Raw genomic sequence first — 16,508 nt, forward strand, 5'->3', positions numbered from 1 at the left:
GCGCATGGCCCTCATCGTCTTCGACCAGCTGGTGGTCGGCGCCCTCCAGTGCAACTGCTACCTGGTCGGGGACCCGGTCACCCGGGAGGCGATCGTGATCGACCCGGGCGACGACCCGGACCGCATCATCGCGGCAGCCGAGGCCCACACCCTGAAGCTGGTGGCAGCGGTGGCCACCCACGCCCACTTCGACCACGTCCTGGCGGCCGACGCCCTCCGGCAGCGCCTCGGGATCCCCTTCCACCTGCACGGCGACGACCTCACCATCCTGGCCATGCAGCAGGAGGCGGGCCTGCTCTTCCTGGGCGAGCGGCTGCCGCCGCCCACCGATGTGGACCACCGCCTGGCCGACGGCGACGAGCTGACCGCCGGGGCGGCCCGGCTGGGGGTGCTGCACACCCCCGGTCACTCGCCGGGCAGCATCAGCCTCCTGGCCCCGGGCGAAGCCCTGTTCTCAGGCGACACTCTCTTCTTCGGCTCCATCGGCCGCACCGACCTCCCCGGGGGCGATGGCGAGGCGGAGCTGGAGTCGATCCGCCGCCGGCTCTTCCCGCTGGGCGACCTCCCCGTGTTCCCGGGCCACGGCCCGGCCACCACCATCGACCAGGAGCGCCGCACCAACCCGTTCGTCGGCGAGCTGGGGGGCTGGGGCGGCTGAGCCGGCCTCGGCCGAAACCCACGCCGGGCAGAGGCCGCGGTGTGCGCACCGGGTGCACAGGGTGCTGGGCCGGGGGCGCCAGTCGCCGGTGCGCATCGCCCGCAGCACGGCGGCGCCCAGGGCGTCCAGCTTGCGCTCCAGGCTCTCCAGCATCTCTAGGGTGGGCCGCAGGGTGAGCACCTCGGGGACGCCGAGCTGGAACAGGCGCAGCTCCCGGGGCAGCTCGCCGAAGGCCCGCCAGCAGATCAGGGCATAGAACTGCAGGCCGAAGAAGGCCCCGAGCGCGTAGGTGTCCGAGGGGCTGCGACCGGTTTTGTAGTCGGCCAAGATCCACCCGCCGTCCGGGTGGCGCTCGATGCGGTCGACGATGCCCCGCAGGGCGGTGTGCTCGGTGGCGTGTGCCACCTTGACCTCGACGTCCTCGACCGCCACGGCGGTGGGGTCCTCAAGCAGGAATGCATTGCGCAGCATGGTTTCGGCCGTGGCGAGCCAGGCGTCCTCGGCATCTCCCGGCAGATCGAGGCCTGCCAGGATCTCCTCCGCCCGGCAGGCATCCCAGACCTCCTGCAGCAGGCGTTCGGCCGCCTCCGGCGTGCGCTCGTCGGGCGGCAGGCGGTAGAGCTCCTCCAGGACGGCGTGGACCAGCGAGCCCCGCGCCCGGTAGGGGTCGGCGGGCTCGGGGAGCCGATCGATGGCCCGGAACTTGTACAGCTGCGGGCAGGCCTTGAAATCCGACGCCCGGGAGGGGGATAGGGAAACCAGCGGGTGCTGCGCCGCCTCAGCAGGTTCCGCCGCTCCGGCGGCGGGGCGCAGCTGGCTGGCGAATTCCATGGACGTAATCCTACGGCGGTCACTCGTCGCCGGCGAACCGGCGCCCGGTGAGCACCAATGCAAGCGGAGCTGACCCCCGCCACGGCCCCGTGCCCTGCCCTTTCGCCGGGTCCGCCGACGAGGCAGCCGAAGAGGTCAGCCGAAGAGGGCCAGCTGCCCCGACACCGGCCGCCGCCCCCGGCGGGGCGGCCGGGCCTGCGGCTCCCGCGTGGGCGGGCGCACCGTGACCGCCGCCAGCAGCGCCGCCTCCTCCCACAACGTGGGTGGCGGCAGGAGGCTCGGCTGGAGCGGCTCGGGCTCGACGTCCCAGACCTCGAGCTGCTCCCAGCCGAAGCGCAGCTGGCTGGGGCCGGGCGCCAGGTCCTCGGGGTCGATCGGCGGGGGGACCAGCCGGAGGGCCGGGCGCAGCCCGTAGTCCATGCCCGGGAACGGGGCCTGGACATCGTCGAAGACCGGGAGCAGGTCGAACATGGGGGTCGAAGGTTACCCCTGAGAACGGGAAATCTCCGGATTTGTCTTTCGACCGGGCGTTCTGCGACCGGGCGCCACTCAGGAGACGGGCGGCAGGTGCACCTCGAACTCGGCGCCCCCTCCCGGGTGGTTGCGGGCCCCCACCGAGCCGCCCTCGGCATCGACCACGTCCCGCACGATGGCCAGCCCCAGGCCCGATCCCGGCCGGCCCCGGGCGGCGGCGGACCGGTAGAAGCGCTCGAAGATGTGGGGCAGGTCGGCGTCGGGGATCCCGGGGCCGTGATCCCGCACCACGACCGAGCCCCGGGCGCTGATCACCTCGACCGTCCCCCCGGGGGGGCTCCATTTCACCGCGTTGTCCAGCAGGTTGGCGATCGCCCGCTCCAGGCGGGCGGGCACCACCCGTACCGAAGAAGCCTCCAGGTCCGTGGCGAAGCTCACCCCCCGGGTCCGGGCGTGGACCTCGGCCCGGGCCACCATCCCGCCCACCAGGTCGGCCAGGTCGGTCTCCTCCCGGGGGGCGGAGCCCACCTCGCCCCGGGCCAGCTCGGAGAGGTTGGCGATCAGCGAGGTGAGCTCGTCCATCTGGAGGACTACATCCCGGCGGATGCCGTCGCGCTCGGCGGGCTCCAGCTCGTCGTAGCGCTGCAGGACCTCGATGTTCGTGCGCAGGCTGGTCAGGGGCGTGCGCAGTTCGTGGGAGGCGTCGGCCACCAGTTGGCGCTGTCGGCTCTGGGATTGCTCGAGCGCCTCCAACAGCCGGTTGAAGTCGGCGGCCAGCTGCCCCAGCTCGTCGCCCGAGGTGACGGCCACGCGCCGGGAAAGGTCGGTGGTGTCGGCCACGGCGCCGACGGTCTCAGTCAGGCGCTCCAGGGGGACCGTGGCCGCCCGGGAGACCAGCCACCCGACGAGGCCGGCCAGCAGGATCCCGGCCGCCGCCACCAGGGAGAGGTTGATGGCCAGCACGCGCAGGTCACGGCGGAACTCATCGAGCGGGATGCCGAGCTCGATGGCCTGGCCCCGGTGCAGGGGCACGGTGAGCACCCGGACCTGGTTGTCCTCGGGGCCGACGGTGGCGAATTGCGCGGCCAGCGTGCCCCGGGCGACCGCCTCGGCGCCGGCAGGGATGGGGAACGTCGGGGTCGCGGGGGCGATGACCGTGCCGGTGACCCCGATGATCTGGGCCAGGCCCCCGGGCCGGTCCACCTCTTCCGAGAGGTCCACGCTGGCGTCGGGGTCGTTGGTGGTGACCACCTGGGTCAAGCCCGCCGTCCGGTCCCGGAGCGTGTCGTCCACCGCGTCGCCCAGCGATCGGCGCAGCAGCACGAAGGTGATGGCGGCTGCGGCGGCGATACTCACCGCCACCGCCAAAGCGGCGGCGAGGGTGACGCGGGCCCGGAAGGTCACGCAGCCATCAAAGCAGCAAACGGATGCCGCGCGGGGTCAGTCCGGCTGGGGTTCCCGGAGGGTGTAGCCGACGCCCCGGACGTTGTGGATGAGCCGGGGCTCACCCTCCGCCTCCATCTTGCGGCGCAGGTAGCTGATGAAGACCTCCAGCGAGTTGGTGGACGACGTGAGGTCGAAGCCCCACACCCGGTCGAGGATCACCCCCCGGGACAGCACCTGGCGGGGGTTGCGCAGGAACAGCTCCAGCAGCAGGAACTCGGTGCGGGTGAGCTCCAGGCGCCGGCTGCCCCGGTAGGCCTCGTGGGCGGCGGGCATGAGGGTGACGTCGGCGAAGCGCAGCTGCTCGGCATCGGCCAGCCCGTCGTCGCCCCAGTCGCCCACCGGCGTCCGGCGCAGCAGCGCGGCCAGCCGGGCGACCAGCTCGGCGAGGGCAAACGGCTTGACCACGTAGTCGTCCGCCCCGGCATCCAGGCCCTCGACCCGGTCGCCGACCGCCTCCCGGGCGGTCAGCATGAGGATGGGCGTCTGGTTGCCGGAGCGCCGCAGCCGCCGGCACACCTCCAGCCCGTCGGGGGCGGGCATGAGGATGTCGAGCACGATGGCGTCGGGGTTCTGGGTCTCCACCCGGCCGAGGGCCTCGGCCCCGTCGGCCGCCAGGTCGACCGCATAGCCCTCCAGCCGCAGGGCGCGCCCGAGCGACGTCCGCACCGCCTCGTCGTCGTCCACCACCAGGATCTGCATGCCACCATTGTCCGTGCCCCGGTGAAGGGCCTGCTGAGAGCCGGCCCGGGAGTCAGCCCTGCCGTCACCCAGGGCCAAATCATCGCGGGGACATTTGTCCCACTGCCCGGGACGAATGTCCCCGACCTCAGCCGGGGGGTGACGTTGCCTTTGGTCAGTCCAGAGGCGAGGACCGGTCGGCGAGGATGCTCGCCCGGCGCGCCAGCCGGGCCTGCCGCCGGATCCCGGCCTCCCGCATGCGGCGCTTCTCGTCGGGCGTCTCGGGTATGAGCGCCGGCGCCGGGCGGGGCCTGCCGGTCTTGTCGTCGAGGGCGACGAAGACGAGATAGGCGCTGGAGGCGTGGGCCCGCTCGCTGGTCATGACGTCCTCGGTCTCCACCCGCACCCCGACCTCCATCGAGGTGGTCCCGACCAGGTTGACCGATGCCTTCACGGTCACCAGGGACCCGAGCTGGATCGGGCAGACGAACACCATCTCGTCGATCGCGGCGGTCACCACCGGTCCCCGGGCATGGCGGATGGCGCACAGGCCCCCGGCCGAGTCGACCAGCTTCATGATGACCCCACCGTGGACGAAGCCCGCCAGGTTGGCGTCGCCGAGTCCCATCGCCGCGGAGAGTTCCACCTGCGATTCCCGTACGGTCTTGGCGGGGCCGGTGTCAGACATACGGTCGGTAGACTAATCCGCAGGCTGCTCGCCAGCCGCTCCGCACCCTCATCGCACCATCACGCACGTTCAGGAGGCCGCCCATGAGTACAACTGCAACGAGTCTTTCCCGCGGGCCGACCGGTGCCGAGGGCGTCGCCTGGGAGCTGGGCGACCTCTACCGCGGGCCGGACGATCCCCGGCTCGAAGCCGACATGGCCCAGGCCCTCTCCGACGCCAAGGCGTTCCGCACCCGGTTCCACGGCCAGGTCGCCGGCCTTGCCGCCTCTGAGCTGGCGGACGCGGTCGCCGAGTTGGAAGAGATCCAGGCCACGTTCGTGCGGGCCGAGTCGTTCGCCTTCCTGCACTTCGCCACCGACACCGCTGACCCCGCCCGGGGTGCCCTCCTGCAGCGGGTGCAGGAGCAGTCCGCCGCCCTGTCCACCGAGGTGCTGTTCTTCGGCCTCGAGTGGGTGGCCGCCCCCGAGGAGCACGCCGACGCCGTGCTGGCCGACCCGGCGGTCGAGCGCTTCCGCCACTTCCTGGCGTCCGCGCGGCGCTACCGGCCCTACCTGTTGTCCGAGCCCGAGGAGACCCTTCTGGCCGAGAAGGCGCTGACCTCGTCCTCGGCGTGGGCCCGCCTGTTCACCGAGCTGTCCTCCGCCCTCCGCATCCCGGCGGGCGACGGCGAGCCGGTGTCGCTGGAGGAGGCCCTGTCCCGGCTGCAGCAGCCCGACCGCGACGTGCGCCGGGCCACCGCCGAGGCGGTCTCGACCGTGCTGTCCGGGGAGCTGCGGACGCGGTCATACATCTTCAACACCCTGTTGCTGGACAAGGCGACCGAGGACCGCCGGCGGGGCTACGAGAGCTGGATCGCCCCCCGCAACCTGTCCAACGAGGCCTCGGATGCCTCGGTGCAGGCCCTCATCGACGCGGTGATCGCCCGCTACGACATCCCGCAGCGGTTCTACAAGCTCAAGGCCCGGCTGCTGGGCCTGGAGACGCTGGCCGACTACGACCGGATGGCGCCCATCCTGGCCACCTCGGTGCCCACCTCGTGGGACGAGGCCCGGGACATCGTGATGGACGCCTACACGTCGTTCTCCCCGGTCACCGGGGCCATCGTCGGGGACTTCTTCGAGCGGAGCTGGATCGACGCCGCGGTCCGCCCCAACAAGCAGCCCGGGGCGTTCTGCGCCACGACCATCCCGGGCGTGCATCCCTACGTGCTGCTGAGCTTCACCGGCGAGCGGCGCTCGGTGCTGACCCTGGCGCACGAGCTGGGCCACGGCGTCCACGGCGTCCTGGCGGGGGAGCAGGGGCTGATCAACGCCCAGACCCCGTTGACCCTGGCGGAGACCGCCTCGGTCTTCGGTGAAGCCCTCGTCTTTGGGCGCCTGGTGGCGGCCGAGTCCGATCCCGGCCGGCGCCTCGAGCTGCTGGTCGGCCGCCTGGAGGACGCCATTGCCACGATCTTCCGCCAGGTGGCCATGAACCGCTTCGAAGACGCCGTGCACACCGCCCGGCGCAGCGAGGGCGAGTTGGCACCCGACCGGATCTGCGAGCTGTGGATCGCCTCGCAGCGGGCGATGCTGGGCGATTCGGTAGAGCTCACCGACGGCTACCGCATGTGGTGGAGCTACATCCCCCACTTCATCGGGTCACCGGGCTACGTGTACGCCTACGCGTTCGGCTACCTGTTCTCGCTGGCCATCTTCCAGCGCTACCAGCAGGAGGGGCCACCCGTGGTGGGGCCGTACCTGGACCTGCTGCGGGCGGGCGGCTCGGATGCGCCCGAGACCCTGGCCAAGATCGTGGGCCTGGACCTGGCCGACCCCGGCTTCTGGGCCGGTGGCCTGGAGGCGGTCGACCAGCTGCTGGCCGAGGCCGAGGCCCTGGCGGCGGAGACCGGCAAGGGCTGAGGCGGGTTTACCCGGCGACGCTGTAGTCCGGGAAGCCCAGCACCCGAAGGTACCGGCGGGTAGCCGGGGGCAGCGCCGGCGGGCGACACGCCGGGCACCCACCCGGGGCGTGGCCGAGGAAGCGGCCCACCGCCTCCCGCAGGCCCCGCTGCACCAGGCCGCGCATGATCGGGATGCCGGCTTCCCGCAGGGCGGGGTCGGCGTTGGCTGGGGCGGCCGGGAAGGCCGCCATGCGCAGGATGGCGAGGTCCTCGGGGGCGTCGCCGATGGCGAAGGCCAGCGGGCGGCCGGCGAGCAGGCCGGCCATGGCTGTGCCCTTGTTCACCGCCCCGGCCAGGAAGTCGGTCTGGGTGGCCCCGGCGCAGATGCGCAGCGGGACGTCGCCCGCCCGGGCGAGGGCGGCTGCGACGAGGCCGGCCCCGAGCTGGCGCCGGGGCCCGTCCGGGCGGGGGAGGTAGGCGCGTACGACATGGACGTACCGGGTATCCACGACGACGCCGGGCTGGACGTCGAGGAACGCCCGCACCCGGGCCAGCGCCGCCTGGGCGTCGGGCGGGACGAGGATGCGCTCGCGAGCGCCGTCGAACACCACGCTGCCGTACTCGGCGACGCCGCCGGCCAGCCCGTAGGCCCGGCACCGGTCCCGTACGTGGTCGGGGCTCCGGCCGGTGGCGAGGAAGACGGTGTAGCCGTGCGCCCGCAGGGCGCGGAGCGAGAGAGCGCCCGCCGGGGTGAGGAAGGGGAAGCCGATGAGGTCGGCTTCCAGGACCCCGTCGATGTCGATGGCGCAGGCCGGGCCGTCGGGTGCCGCCCGGGGAACGCCGGCCGGGGGAACGCCGGACAGCAGCGTTGCCGCCATGTAGCCCTGGACCGCCCGGGCGAGGCCGCGCCGGGCCTCGGAGGAGGGCAGCGACCCCCGTCGCTCCTCCGCCAGCACGGTCTCGAACTGCTCCAGGAGTCGGGTTTCCGGGCCGGGTGACGGGGGCCGGGGCGCCACCGCGCGCAGGGCGGCGACCAGCCCGCCGAGGACGCGCCGGGAGAGGGTCCAGGCCGGGTCTTCGCCCGGGCGGGGATCGCGAATTGGAGTCGGGCGGGCTCGATCTACCGCGGGCTCCAGCGCCCGCGTGCGGCTGTTCCGGGGGTTGTGTTCCACTTCGGCCAGGCCCAGCAGCTCCATCCGGGGGGCACACCCATGGCCAAGCGGCCCGCGGCTCCCGCCGTTCCATCGCCCATCTGGCCCTCCTCGTCGCTGGTCTGGCACCGAGTGTACGGGTCACAGGTCGTGGACGACCATCTCGGCATAGGCCTCCCCACCGGTCCCGCCGATGGGCATGTGCACCCCGTCCCTGCCGAACCACTGCGGGTTGGCATCGGCCAGGGCGTTCCAGTCGGCCACCGTGCAGTGGCGGGCCGCCGAGCACCCGGCCCGGATCACGGCGTTGTTGGCCGCCACCCAGGAGCAGTACGGGCAGTGGTTGGTGAGGAGCACGAGATGCCGCCCGGCGGCGAGCGCCACGATCTGGTCCAGCTGGGCGCGGGAGAGCCCCCCGTTCGTGCCCAGGTGGATCACCACCCGGGCGCCGAGGGCGCCGCTGGCGGCGAGGCGCTGCAGCTCGGCGATCCCGGTGGCCACCGGCCGGCTGACCATGGCATCGATGGCGATGCCGGGCACCAGCGTGCTGAGGTTGGGGGCGGCGTCGAGCATCACGGAGTCGCCGATGGCGGTCACGCCGCCCGGCGGGGCGGTCGGGCTGGACGGGCCCGCCCCGTACGGCGATGGGATCCGCACCGGGGCCGGAGGGGGGCTCGGAGAGGGGCTGGGCACCGCCGCCGGGGACCGGGGAGGGTGCCCGCTCGCCTGGGGTGCCCGGGCTGCCGAGCGGGCCAGCTGGCAGGCGGAGGCCAGCAGGAACACGAGGGGGATCAGCCTGACTGCCCGCCTCACGTTCCCGGCTGCAGCGCTGCCGAGATCAACTCGGCGTAGGCCTGGGCCCCGGCTGGGCGCAGGTGGATGCCGTCGCTCCAGAACCACTGCGGGTGCGCCGAGGCGATGGCGTTCCAGTCGATGAACACCACATTGGGACGGGCGTGGGCCGCTTCCGCCAGGATCGTGTTGTCGGAGCCCTGCCAGTCCCGGGGGACGTGCACGTTCAGCAGCACCACCGTGCGGTCCCCGGTTTTGTCCAGGAGCGCCCCGAGCGCCCGGGCGTCGATGGTGCCGTTGGTCCCCACGTGGAGGACGAGCGTGGGCCCGAGGTGTCCCTCGGCGAGGATGGAGTCGATCAGGCTGAAGGCGTCGCTCGCCTGGCGGCCCTCCACCGCATTGACCGACGCCCCGGGCAGCGCCGCCTGGAGCTGGGGGGCCGCCCCCAGCATCACGGAGTCCCCGATCGCCGTTACCCCGGCCCCCGCTGGCTGGGCGGGGGCGGCCGGGCTGGCTGCTTTGGCGGCGGGGACCACGCTTTGGCTGTGGGTGGGCGCCGGTACCAGGGTGCGCGGCACCGTCACTGCGGCACGCGATCCGGCCGCCCGGTTGACGGCGTGCGCCGGGGCGGACCCGCTGGTCACGAAGATGCCCAGTACCAGGGCGGCGAGGGCGCAGGCCGAATAGAGCGCGATGCCCGGCCGCCACCGGCCCACGACGGCCAATGCCCGGGAGTCGCGCAGGGACTCCCACCGCAGGTGCTCCCACCGCAGGTGCTCCTGGCCGATCGACCGAAGACGAAGGGCGTTGAACATCGGGCGCCACTGCTCAACCCGGATGCTCGGGCGCCACGCACCGTCGGCTCCCGGCTCGGGCCCGGGCTCCGCCCTGGAGGCCTCCTGCAGCCGGCGCCCGAACGCCTGCACCGAGGCGGCGACCTGGCGCAGGTATGCCCGGATGCCCATCTGGCGAGCCGGCTGCTCGACCCGGCGGTAGCTGGCCTCGGCCGCCGCCACGGTGAGGGCCAGGCGGAAGACCACATCGGCAGCGCCGCCGAACGGCACGTCGAGCTGCGGCCGGGTGTAGACGAAGATCGGCCAGTGCCAGATGTACAGCGAGTACGACCGGTCGCCGATCCACCGCAGGGGGCGGGCACCGAGCAGCAGCCCCAGGCCCCCCTCGCGCTGGCTGGCCGCCACGACGGCGACCGCCGACAGCACGGCGAACGCCAGGAACCCGCCCCGGTACAGGCCGGTGGTGAACTCGCTGGCCAGCAGCATGGATGCGCCCACGCCCGCCAGGGCGATGCCCCCGGCGAGATCCAGGAGCAGGATCCGCTCCGGGCGGCCCCACAGGCGCCCTCCCCGGCGTTCGGCGGCCGCCACCAGGGCCGCCGCCCCGGCGCCCAGCAGCACGCCCATGGCATGGGTGTCGGTCCCCATGTACACCCGGGAGGCGTCGGTCCCGTACGGGACATGCTCATGGATGGCCAGCACGGCCATCCATGCGGTGGAGAGCACGGCGCCGAAGACCGCCACCAGCCCGAGGCGGGTGAGGCGCTGCACGCTGGCCCGCCCGGCGAGCACGAGGGCGGCCACCACGGGCCAGACCAGGTAGAACTGCTCCTCGACCCCGAGGGACCACAGCTGCTGGAAGGGGGAGGGCCGCCCGCTGGCCTGGAAGTAGGACTGGTGCTTGATGACGAACCACCAGTTGGCCAGGTAGGTCATCGAGGCCACCACGTCGCCCTTGAATCGGCCGAGGTCGCGGTGCCAGAAGGTCAGCAGGGCCAGGGTGGTGACCACCAGGACCGCCCCGAGCGCGGGCAGGAGGCGGCGGGCGCGCCGCCGGAAGAAGTCGGGCAGCGAGATCCGGGCCGTCCGCTCCACCTCGGCGATGAGCAGCGAGGTGATGAGGAAGCCCGAGATCACGAAGAACAGGTCCACCCCGAGGAACCCGCCCGGCATCCAGCGGATCCCGGCGTGGTACAGCAGCACCCCGATGATGGCCAGCGCACGCAGGCCGTCGAGGCCCGGGCGGTGGGCGTACCGGGCGCGCCCGGTGGCCGGTCGTGCGGCTGTTCCGGGGGATGCTTCCAGCAGGCTCATGGCGTCTCGGGGGGTCGGTTCTCGGGTTGTCCAGCCGAAACGGTTTCCGGCTGGCGTTCCATACTCCGCCAAACCGACGTCACTGTGGAGGGCCATATTTTACTTACTTGCACCCTTGTAAGCATCGTGGCGAGACGCCTCCCGGACTCCCGGTCGCGCCCGGGTTGGCTCCCACTCGGCTCCCGGGTGCTGGGGAGGGCTGAGGTATGCTCCGCAGCGGCGTGGCGATCCGCTTGGTCCTGGCAGAGGACCACTACCTGGTACGTGAGGGCGTCCGGAGACTCATCGAGTCGGAATCGGAGCTCGAACTCGTGGCGGTCTGTGACACCCTCGACTCGGTGCTGGCGGCGCTCGAGGAACACCGTCCCGACGTCCTGCTCACCGACATCCGGATGCCGCCGACCAACACCACCGAGGGCCTGCAGGCCGCCGACCGCCTGCGGGAACTGAACCCCAACGCCGGGGTGGTCCTGCTCAGCCAGTACGCCGACCCGCAGTACGCCCTCGCCTTCCTCGAGCACGGCTCGCGGGGCCGGGGGTACCTGCTCAAGGAGCGGATCTCGGAGATCGGCCAGCTCCTGGCCGCGGTCACCGAAGTGTCGAAGGGCGGCTCCTACATCGATGCCAAAGTGATCGACGCCCTCGTGCAGGCCCGGAGCCGGTCGGAAGCCTCCCCCCTGACGCTGCTCACCCCCCGGGAGCTGGAGATCCTGGCCACCATGGCCCAGGGCCGCAGCAACGCCGGCATCGCCGCCGCCCTGTCCCTGTCCGACCGGGCGGTCGAGAAGCACATCAGCTCGATCTTCTCGAAGCTGGGCCTGATCGAGGAGTGGGAGGTCCACCGCCGGGTGAAGGCGGTGCTGCTGTTCCTGTCCGACAAGTCCGACGACTAGCGGGCCACCGGCTCACTGCCCGGCCAAACTGGCCGGGAGTCGGAGGTCGGCCGCCCCCCGAGGGGGCCGGGGTGGGGGTGCCTCGCACAGAAGGGGGGGCTGGCACCCTGGCGAGGCTGGGAAAGTCTGTGTGAGGATGCTGCGATGGCTGACGGAGTGGCGGTCTTAATCGTCGACGACCAGGCGCCGTTCCGGCGGGCAGCCTCCGCTGTGGTCCGCCTGACCCCCGGGTTCGCGGTGGTCGGGGAGGCCGAATCGGGTGAGGCGGCGCTCGAGATGGTGGACTCGCTGCACCCGGCCCTTGTGCTGATGGACATCAACATGCCGGGCATGAACGGCATCGAGGCCACCCGCCGGATCACCGCCGACCACCCGGAGGTGATGGTGCTGCTGCTGTCCACCTACCAGGCGGACGACCTGCCCGCCGACGCCGCATCCTCGGGGTTCGCCGCCTACGTCAACAAGGACGATTTCGGCCCGACCATCCTGCGCGACACCTGGGACGGCTGGAAGCCCGCCGGCGTCTGATCCGCTCTACGCCAGCGGGATCCGCCCCCCGATCCGGGTGCCCTTGCCCGGGGCGGAGTCCACGGTCAGGCTGCCCCCGATGGCGCCCACCCGGTCCGCCATGTTGACGAAGCCGGCCCCGAGGCGGCTACGCGAGGCCATGTCGAACCCGGCGCCGGTGTCGGCCACCTCGAAGAGCAGGCCGCCCGCCTCCTCCCGGACCGTGATGGTGGCGGTGGCCCCGGCCCCGGCGTGCTTGCCGGCGTTCTGCAGGGCCTCGAGGCAGCAGAAGTAGACCGCCGCCTCCACCTCCGGCGAGTGCCGCCCGATGCCCTTAGCGTCCACCGTGGTCGGCAGTGCCGAGCGGCCGCCAGCGGCGGCGAGCGCCTCGCCCAGCCCCCGGTCCACCAGCAGGGGCGGGTAGATGCCGTGGGCGAGGTCGCGCAGCTGCTGGATCGCCTCCTTGAGGTCGGCGGAGAGCTGCACCAGCATGGTCTTGGTCTCGCCCGGGTCGGCGTCCACCAGCCTCTGGGCCAGGCCGAGGTTCACCGCCAGGGCGACGAGGTGCTGCTGGGCGCCGTCGTGCAGGTTGCGCTCGATCTGGCGCCGGGCGGCGTCCGACGCGGCCACGATGCGGGACCGGGAGGCCCGCAGCTCCTCGGCCTGCTTGCGCACCTGGTCCAGGGACGCCTGCAGGGCGGAGTCCAGGGCGACGTTGTGCAGGGCACCGCCCACCTGGCGGGCCAGCTCGCCCATCGCCAACTCCTCCTCGGTGCGGAAGCCGTCGTCCATTGGGTTGCGCACCGCCACGACGAGGCCCAGCAGGCGGCCGGAGTGGCTGGCGGGCGCCACCCGGATCGGGCTGTCCTCCCGGCCCGCCAGCAGGGCGGGCAGCCACACCTTCACCCAGGCGGGTCCCGAGCAGCCGGCCCGGGCCACCACGCCCTCCTCCTTGGGGCTGAGCGTGATCGTCGCCGGTGGGCTGTTGGGCACCGAGACCACCCGCTCCAGGCGTCCCTCGGACCCGGTCCACACCTCGGCCACCTTCAGCCCCATGCTGCGGCGCAGCAGCTCGGCCACCTGCAGGAGCAGCTCGTCGAGCGGGACGGCACGGGTCATGCGCGATCCGAAGGTGCGCAGGGCGATGTCGGGGGACTCCTTCTCGCCGTAGACCAGCCGGTTGGAGAAGCGGGAGAGCCGTTCCCGGGCGGGGACGTACAGCAGGGCGGCCACGCCGGCGGCCAGCATCGAGAGGCCGAGCAGGGGGCGCTCGGTGGAGGTGGGCATGTGGCCCAGGCCGATGACGATCACCAGGTAGACCGCGATCACGACGCAGGTCAGGCCCGCCAGCGAGACCGTGCGGGCGAGCAACCAGTCCACGCGGCCCATGACCCTGGGGAAGGAGCCGAAGGCGAGGGCGGCCGGGAGGGGGAGCGTGGCCGCAGCGGCGATCGCGGCGTTGTCGTGCGGCCAGCCCGCCAGCAACCGGGCGGCGAGGGCCACCAGGATGACCTCGACGCCGACGGTCACCGCCCAGCCGAACCACTGCAACCGTTGGCGCTCGATGCCGCGGGAGACCCGGTAGCGCTTGTTGGAGACCCCGATGCCGACGGCGGCGGCCAGCATGCCCTCCACCAGGATGGGCCATAGGGGCAGCGACGGCCGCAGCGCCCACAGGACGACGCCGAGGGCCAGACCGGTGATCCAGCCGGTGGCGACCACCGCGCGGCTCACCCGGCACCGGCCATCGGGCAGCGCCAGGACTACGTTAAGGCCAGCGGCGGGCAGCAGGCCGAGGGCTACCGGGAGGACGAAGTGGGCCGTGTTGCCGGCCAGCTCGCCCAGCGGGTGGGCGTGCCCCCCGGAGCGCAGTGCCCCGGCGGCCAGCACCGCGGCACCGCCGATCAGGCAGCCGCGCAGCACCAAGTCGCCCAGGCGCTCACCCGGCCGGCGCAGGCTGGCGGCAGTGCCCGCCAGCGCCCAGGCGGCCACGACAGCCGTCTCCAGCACCCCGGTGGCCAGGCCGCCGGCCCGGTTGGCCAGGGCGGCGCCCCAGGCCGCCAGGGCTACCGACAGCGGGGCGAGCAGGACCACCAGGCCGCGGTGCAGCCCCGGGCGGACGGCGCCCTCGGGGACGGTGGAGGCCTGCTCGACCAGGCCCGACGAGGCGCTCACCGGCGGGAGTTCCTAGGCCTCGGGTGCCGCGGCCGGAGGCTCGACCTCACGCGCGGCGGGCACGGCCCCTGTGGCGGCCCCGGTGGCGGCCCCTGTGGCTTCGGGCACTGGCGGAGGCTCGGACAGCACCCCGGCCCGGTCCCCGACTGTCTCCTCCACCCGCCCGTCCCGCATGCGCACGATGCGGTCGGCGGGCTCGGCGACCTCGTCGGCGTGGGTGACCAGCAGGATCGACTGGCCCTCGGCGTGCAGGCGGCGGAACAGCTCCAGGATCTCGTAGCCCCCCTCGGAGTCGAGGGCGCCGGTGGGCTCGTCGGCCAGCAGCAGGGTGGGCTTGTTGGCCAGGGCGCGGGCGATGGCCAGCCGCTGGCGCTGCCCGCCGGAGAGCACGCCCGGGGCGCTGCGGGCCTTGTCCGCCAGCCCAAGGAGGTCCAGCAGGTCCCGCGCCCGGCTCTCCGCCTGCTTGCGGGGCATGCCGGCGATCACCGCGGGCAGGGTCACGTTCTCCAGCACGCTCATGCCCTCCAGCAGGTTAAAGAACTGGAAGACGATGCCGATGTGCTTGCGCCGGATGTGAGCGAGCTGGTTCTCGTCCTTGCCCACCAGCGGCGTGCCCGCCAGCAGGATCTCACCATCGCTCGGGGTGTCCAGCCCGGCCACCAGGTTGAGGAAGGTGGACTTGCCGCAGCCCGAGGGCCCCATGATGGCAACGAACTCGCCCTCCTCAAGGGTGAAGTCCACCCCCCGCAGCGCCCGGACCGGCGCCCCCTCAGACTCGTAGCTCTTGTGGACGCCGTGCGCTTCCAGCACCGCTTGGCTCATCACTCACTCCCCCCTTGCACGGGCCCTGGGACGGGCGCCGATATCTCCGAAGCACGTTCCGCAGGCAGCCGCCAGGCCTGCACCGGGGTCTGCCGTCCCTTGACCAGCGCCGGCTCCAGCGGTTCCAGCCCGTCCAGCGGCTGGGACAGCGCCCCCCGGGTGGGATCGCTCAGCACCGTCTGGCCGGGTTCGGCCCACTGCTGGAGGCGCTGGGTCAGGTTGACCGTGTCGCCCACCAGCGAGTACTCCAGGCGCTCCTCGGAGCCGAGCAGGGCGGCGGCGACCTCGCCGGTGGACAGGCCGATCCCCAGGCCGAACGGCTCCCGGCCCTCAGCCTCCCACTGGTCGTTCAGCGCGGCCTGCTCGGCGTGCATCGCCCGGGCGGCGACGACGGACCGGTCGGCGTGGTCAGGCGTCGGCAGTGGGGCGCCGAACACCGCCATGACCGCGTCGCCCACGAACTGCATCACGGTGCCGCCCGTCGCCAGGATGGCGTGGTTCATGGCCGCCCGGTGCTGGTTCAGCTGGCCGGCGAGCACGGTGGGGTCGGTGTGCTCGGCGATGGTCGAGTACCCCCGGATGTCGGACATCAGCACGGTGACGTCGAGGCGCTCGGTCTCGCCGATGCGCCGCCCCTCGGTCCGCACCTTCTCCGCCAGCCCGCCGGGCAGGAGGCGGCTGAGGGTCTCGCCCTGCTCCTCCCGGGAGACGATGGCCTCATGCAGCATGCGCAGCCGGCGCAGCGAGCTCTCGGCCCCGGTGCTGGCCTGCTGAGCCAGGCGCAGGAACAGCCGCTCGACCTCCTCGGAGGCGGCAGCCGGGGTCAGCCCGCGCACCGCGGCGATCGCTTTGATCGGGCGCCCCTCGGCGATGAGGCGCAGGACCTCCTCGTCGGCCTCGGACAGGTCGGAGTCGCGCACGGGGTGGACCAGGGCCTCCACGATGGCGGGGTCGAGCATCGACCCGCCGGTGGCCACGTCTCGCACCGCCTTGGCGAGTTGGTCGCCCTCGGCGATGCGGTCCTTCAGCAGGTAGGCGTAGCCGGCGGAACCCTCGCCCAGCAACGAGATGGCGTACTCCGGGTCGTCGTACTGCGACAGGACGACCACGCCGGTGCCGGGGTGCAGCTTGCGCAGCTCCTTGGCGGCCATGATGCCCTCCTGCTGGAAGGTCGGGGGCATGCGGATGTCGGTGACGAGGACCTGGGGGGCGGCGGCCCCGGCCCCGGCGAGCAGGCTGTCGTAATCCTCGGCCACGCCCACCACCTCGATATCGGGCTCGAGGCGCAGCAGGGCCTGGACCCCGGCCCGCACCAGCAGGTTGTCGTCGGCGAGGAAGACCGTGATCGAACTCATGGGTGATCATTGTGAGGCACACGGCGCCGGGCACAAGGGGGGATGCCC

General features: G+C 73.0%; 14 protein-coding genes and 1 pseudogene. 4 read left to right on the forward strand and 11 right to left on the reverse strand.

The features are described 5' to 3' along the window. Positions 1-4 precede the first annotated feature (4 nt). The gene (locus tag VFW71_03840) at positions 5-658 is read left to right on the forward strand and encodes an MBL fold metallo-hydrolase (GenBank protein HEU5001897.1); all 654 of its coding nucleotides are present in this window, start codon (positions 5-7) and stop codon (positions 656-658) included. A 36-nt stretch (positions 659-694) separates the two neighbouring features. Here VFW71_03840 and VFW71_03845 read toward each other — a convergent pair. From VFW71_03845 to VFW71_03865, 5 genes and pseudogenes are all read right to left on the reverse strand, one after another. Further along, positions 695-1,489, reverse strand: a pseudogene (locus VFW71_03845) (PD-(D/E)XK nuclease family protein). Positions 1,490-1,624: 135 nt separating this feature from the next. Then, a complete protein-coding gene (locus VFW71_03850; protein ID HEU5001898.1) occupies positions 1,625-1,960 on the reverse strand; it encodes a hypothetical protein in 336 nt (111 codons plus the stop codon). A 78-nt stretch (positions 1,961-2,038) separates the two neighbouring features. Then, on the reverse strand, positions 2,039-3,367 hold the full coding sequence (locus VFW71_03855) for a HAMP domain-containing sensor histidine kinase (GenBank protein ID HEU5001899.1): 1,329 nt from the start codon (positions 3,365-3,367) through the stop codon (positions 2,039-2,041). A 36-nt stretch (positions 3,368-3,403) separates the two neighbouring features. Next, the gene (locus VFW71_03860) at positions 3,404-4,108 is read right to left on the reverse strand and encodes a response regulator transcription factor (protein HEU5001900.1); all 705 of its coding nucleotides are present in this window, start codon (positions 4,106-4,108) and stop codon (positions 3,404-3,406) included. A gap of 154 nt (positions 4,109-4,262) precedes the next feature. Continuing rightward, positions 4,263-4,775 carry an acyl-CoA thioesterase gene (locus VFW71_03865; protein HEU5001901.1) on the reverse strand — a complete coding sequence of 171 codons (513 nt, stop codon included), beginning with the start codon at positions 4,773-4,775 and terminating at the stop codon, positions 4,263-4,265. 83 nt (positions 4,776-4,858) lie between these two features. Between VFW71_03865 and VFW71_03870 the strand changes: the two genes are divergently transcribed. Next, complete coding sequence (locus tag VFW71_03870; GenBank protein ID HEU5001902.1) at positions 4,859-6,676, forward strand: M3 family oligoendopeptidase; 1,818 nt, start codon at positions 4,859-4,861, stop codon at positions 6,674-6,676. Positions 6,677-6,683: 7 nt separating this feature from the next. Here VFW71_03870 and VFW71_03875 read toward each other — a convergent pair whose 3' ends face one another. The 3 genes from VFW71_03875 to VFW71_03885 form a co-directional block, all read right to left on the reverse strand. Beyond that, the gene (locus VFW71_03875) at positions 6,684-7,853 is read right to left on the reverse strand and encodes a hypothetical protein (GenBank protein HEU5001903.1); all 1,170 of its coding nucleotides are present in this window, start codon (positions 7,851-7,853) and stop codon (positions 6,684-6,686) included. A gap of 96 nt (positions 7,854-7,949) precedes the next feature. Beyond that, positions 7,950-8,621, reverse strand: a complete 672-nt coding sequence (locus tag VFW71_03880) for a hypothetical protein (GenBank protein ID HEU5001904.1) — start codon at positions 8,619-8,621, stop codon at positions 7,950-7,952. Then, entirely contained in the window at positions 8,618-10,708 is a 2,091-nt protein-coding gene (locus VFW71_03885) for an acyltransferase family protein (protein ID HEU5001905.1), read from the reverse strand. Before VFW71_03885 ends, VFW71_03880 begins: the two co-directional genes overlap by 4 nt. A 221-nt stretch (positions 10,709-10,929) precedes the next feature. Here VFW71_03885 and VFW71_03890 point away from each other — a divergent pair, with 221 nt between their 5' ends. Together VFW71_03890 and VFW71_03895 are read left to right on the forward strand one after the other, a co-directional pair. Further along, positions 10,930-11,601, forward strand: coding sequence for a response regulator transcription factor (locus tag VFW71_03890; GenBank protein HEU5001906.1), 672 nt, complete (start codon positions 10,930-10,932; stop codon positions 11,599-11,601). A 144-nt stretch (positions 11,602-11,745) separates the two neighbouring features. Further along, positions 11,746-12,129 (forward strand): response regulator transcription factor, encoded by a 384-nt coding sequence (locus VFW71_03895; protein HEU5001907.1) that lies wholly within the window; start codon positions 11,746-11,748, stop codon positions 12,127-12,129. Between the two features lie 6 nt (positions 12,130-12,135). On the opposite strand, the gene VFW71_03900 is transcribed toward VFW71_03895, so the two are convergent. From VFW71_03900 to VFW71_03910, 3 genes are read right to left on the reverse strand one after another with little or no spacing between them, the layout of a single operon-like run. Then, on the reverse strand, positions 12,136-14,283 hold the full coding sequence (locus VFW71_03900; protein ID HEU5001908.1) for a histidine kinase: 2,148 nt from the start codon (positions 14,281-14,283) through the stop codon (positions 12,136-12,138). A 12-nt stretch (positions 14,284-14,295) separates the two neighbouring features. Next, positions 14,296-15,105, reverse strand: coding sequence for an ABC transporter ATP-binding protein (locus VFW71_03905; GenBank protein ID HEU5001909.1), 810 nt, complete (start codon positions 15,103-15,105; stop codon positions 14,296-14,298). Then, the gene (locus VFW71_03910; GenBank protein ID HEU5001910.1) at positions 15,105-16,460 is read right to left on the reverse strand and encodes an adenylate/guanylate cyclase domain-containing protein; all 1,356 of its coding nucleotides are present in this window, start codon (positions 16,458-16,460) and stop codon (positions 15,105-15,107) included. The genes VFW71_03905 and VFW71_03910 overlap by 1 nt, the downstream gene beginning before the upstream one ends. Positions 16,461-16,508 lie beyond the last annotated feature (48 nt).

The organism is Actinomycetota bacterium (genome assembly GCA_035765775.1).
In the GTDB taxonomy this organism is placed as follows: Bacteria; Actinomycetota; CADDZG01; order JAHWKV01; family JAOPZY01; genus DASTWV01.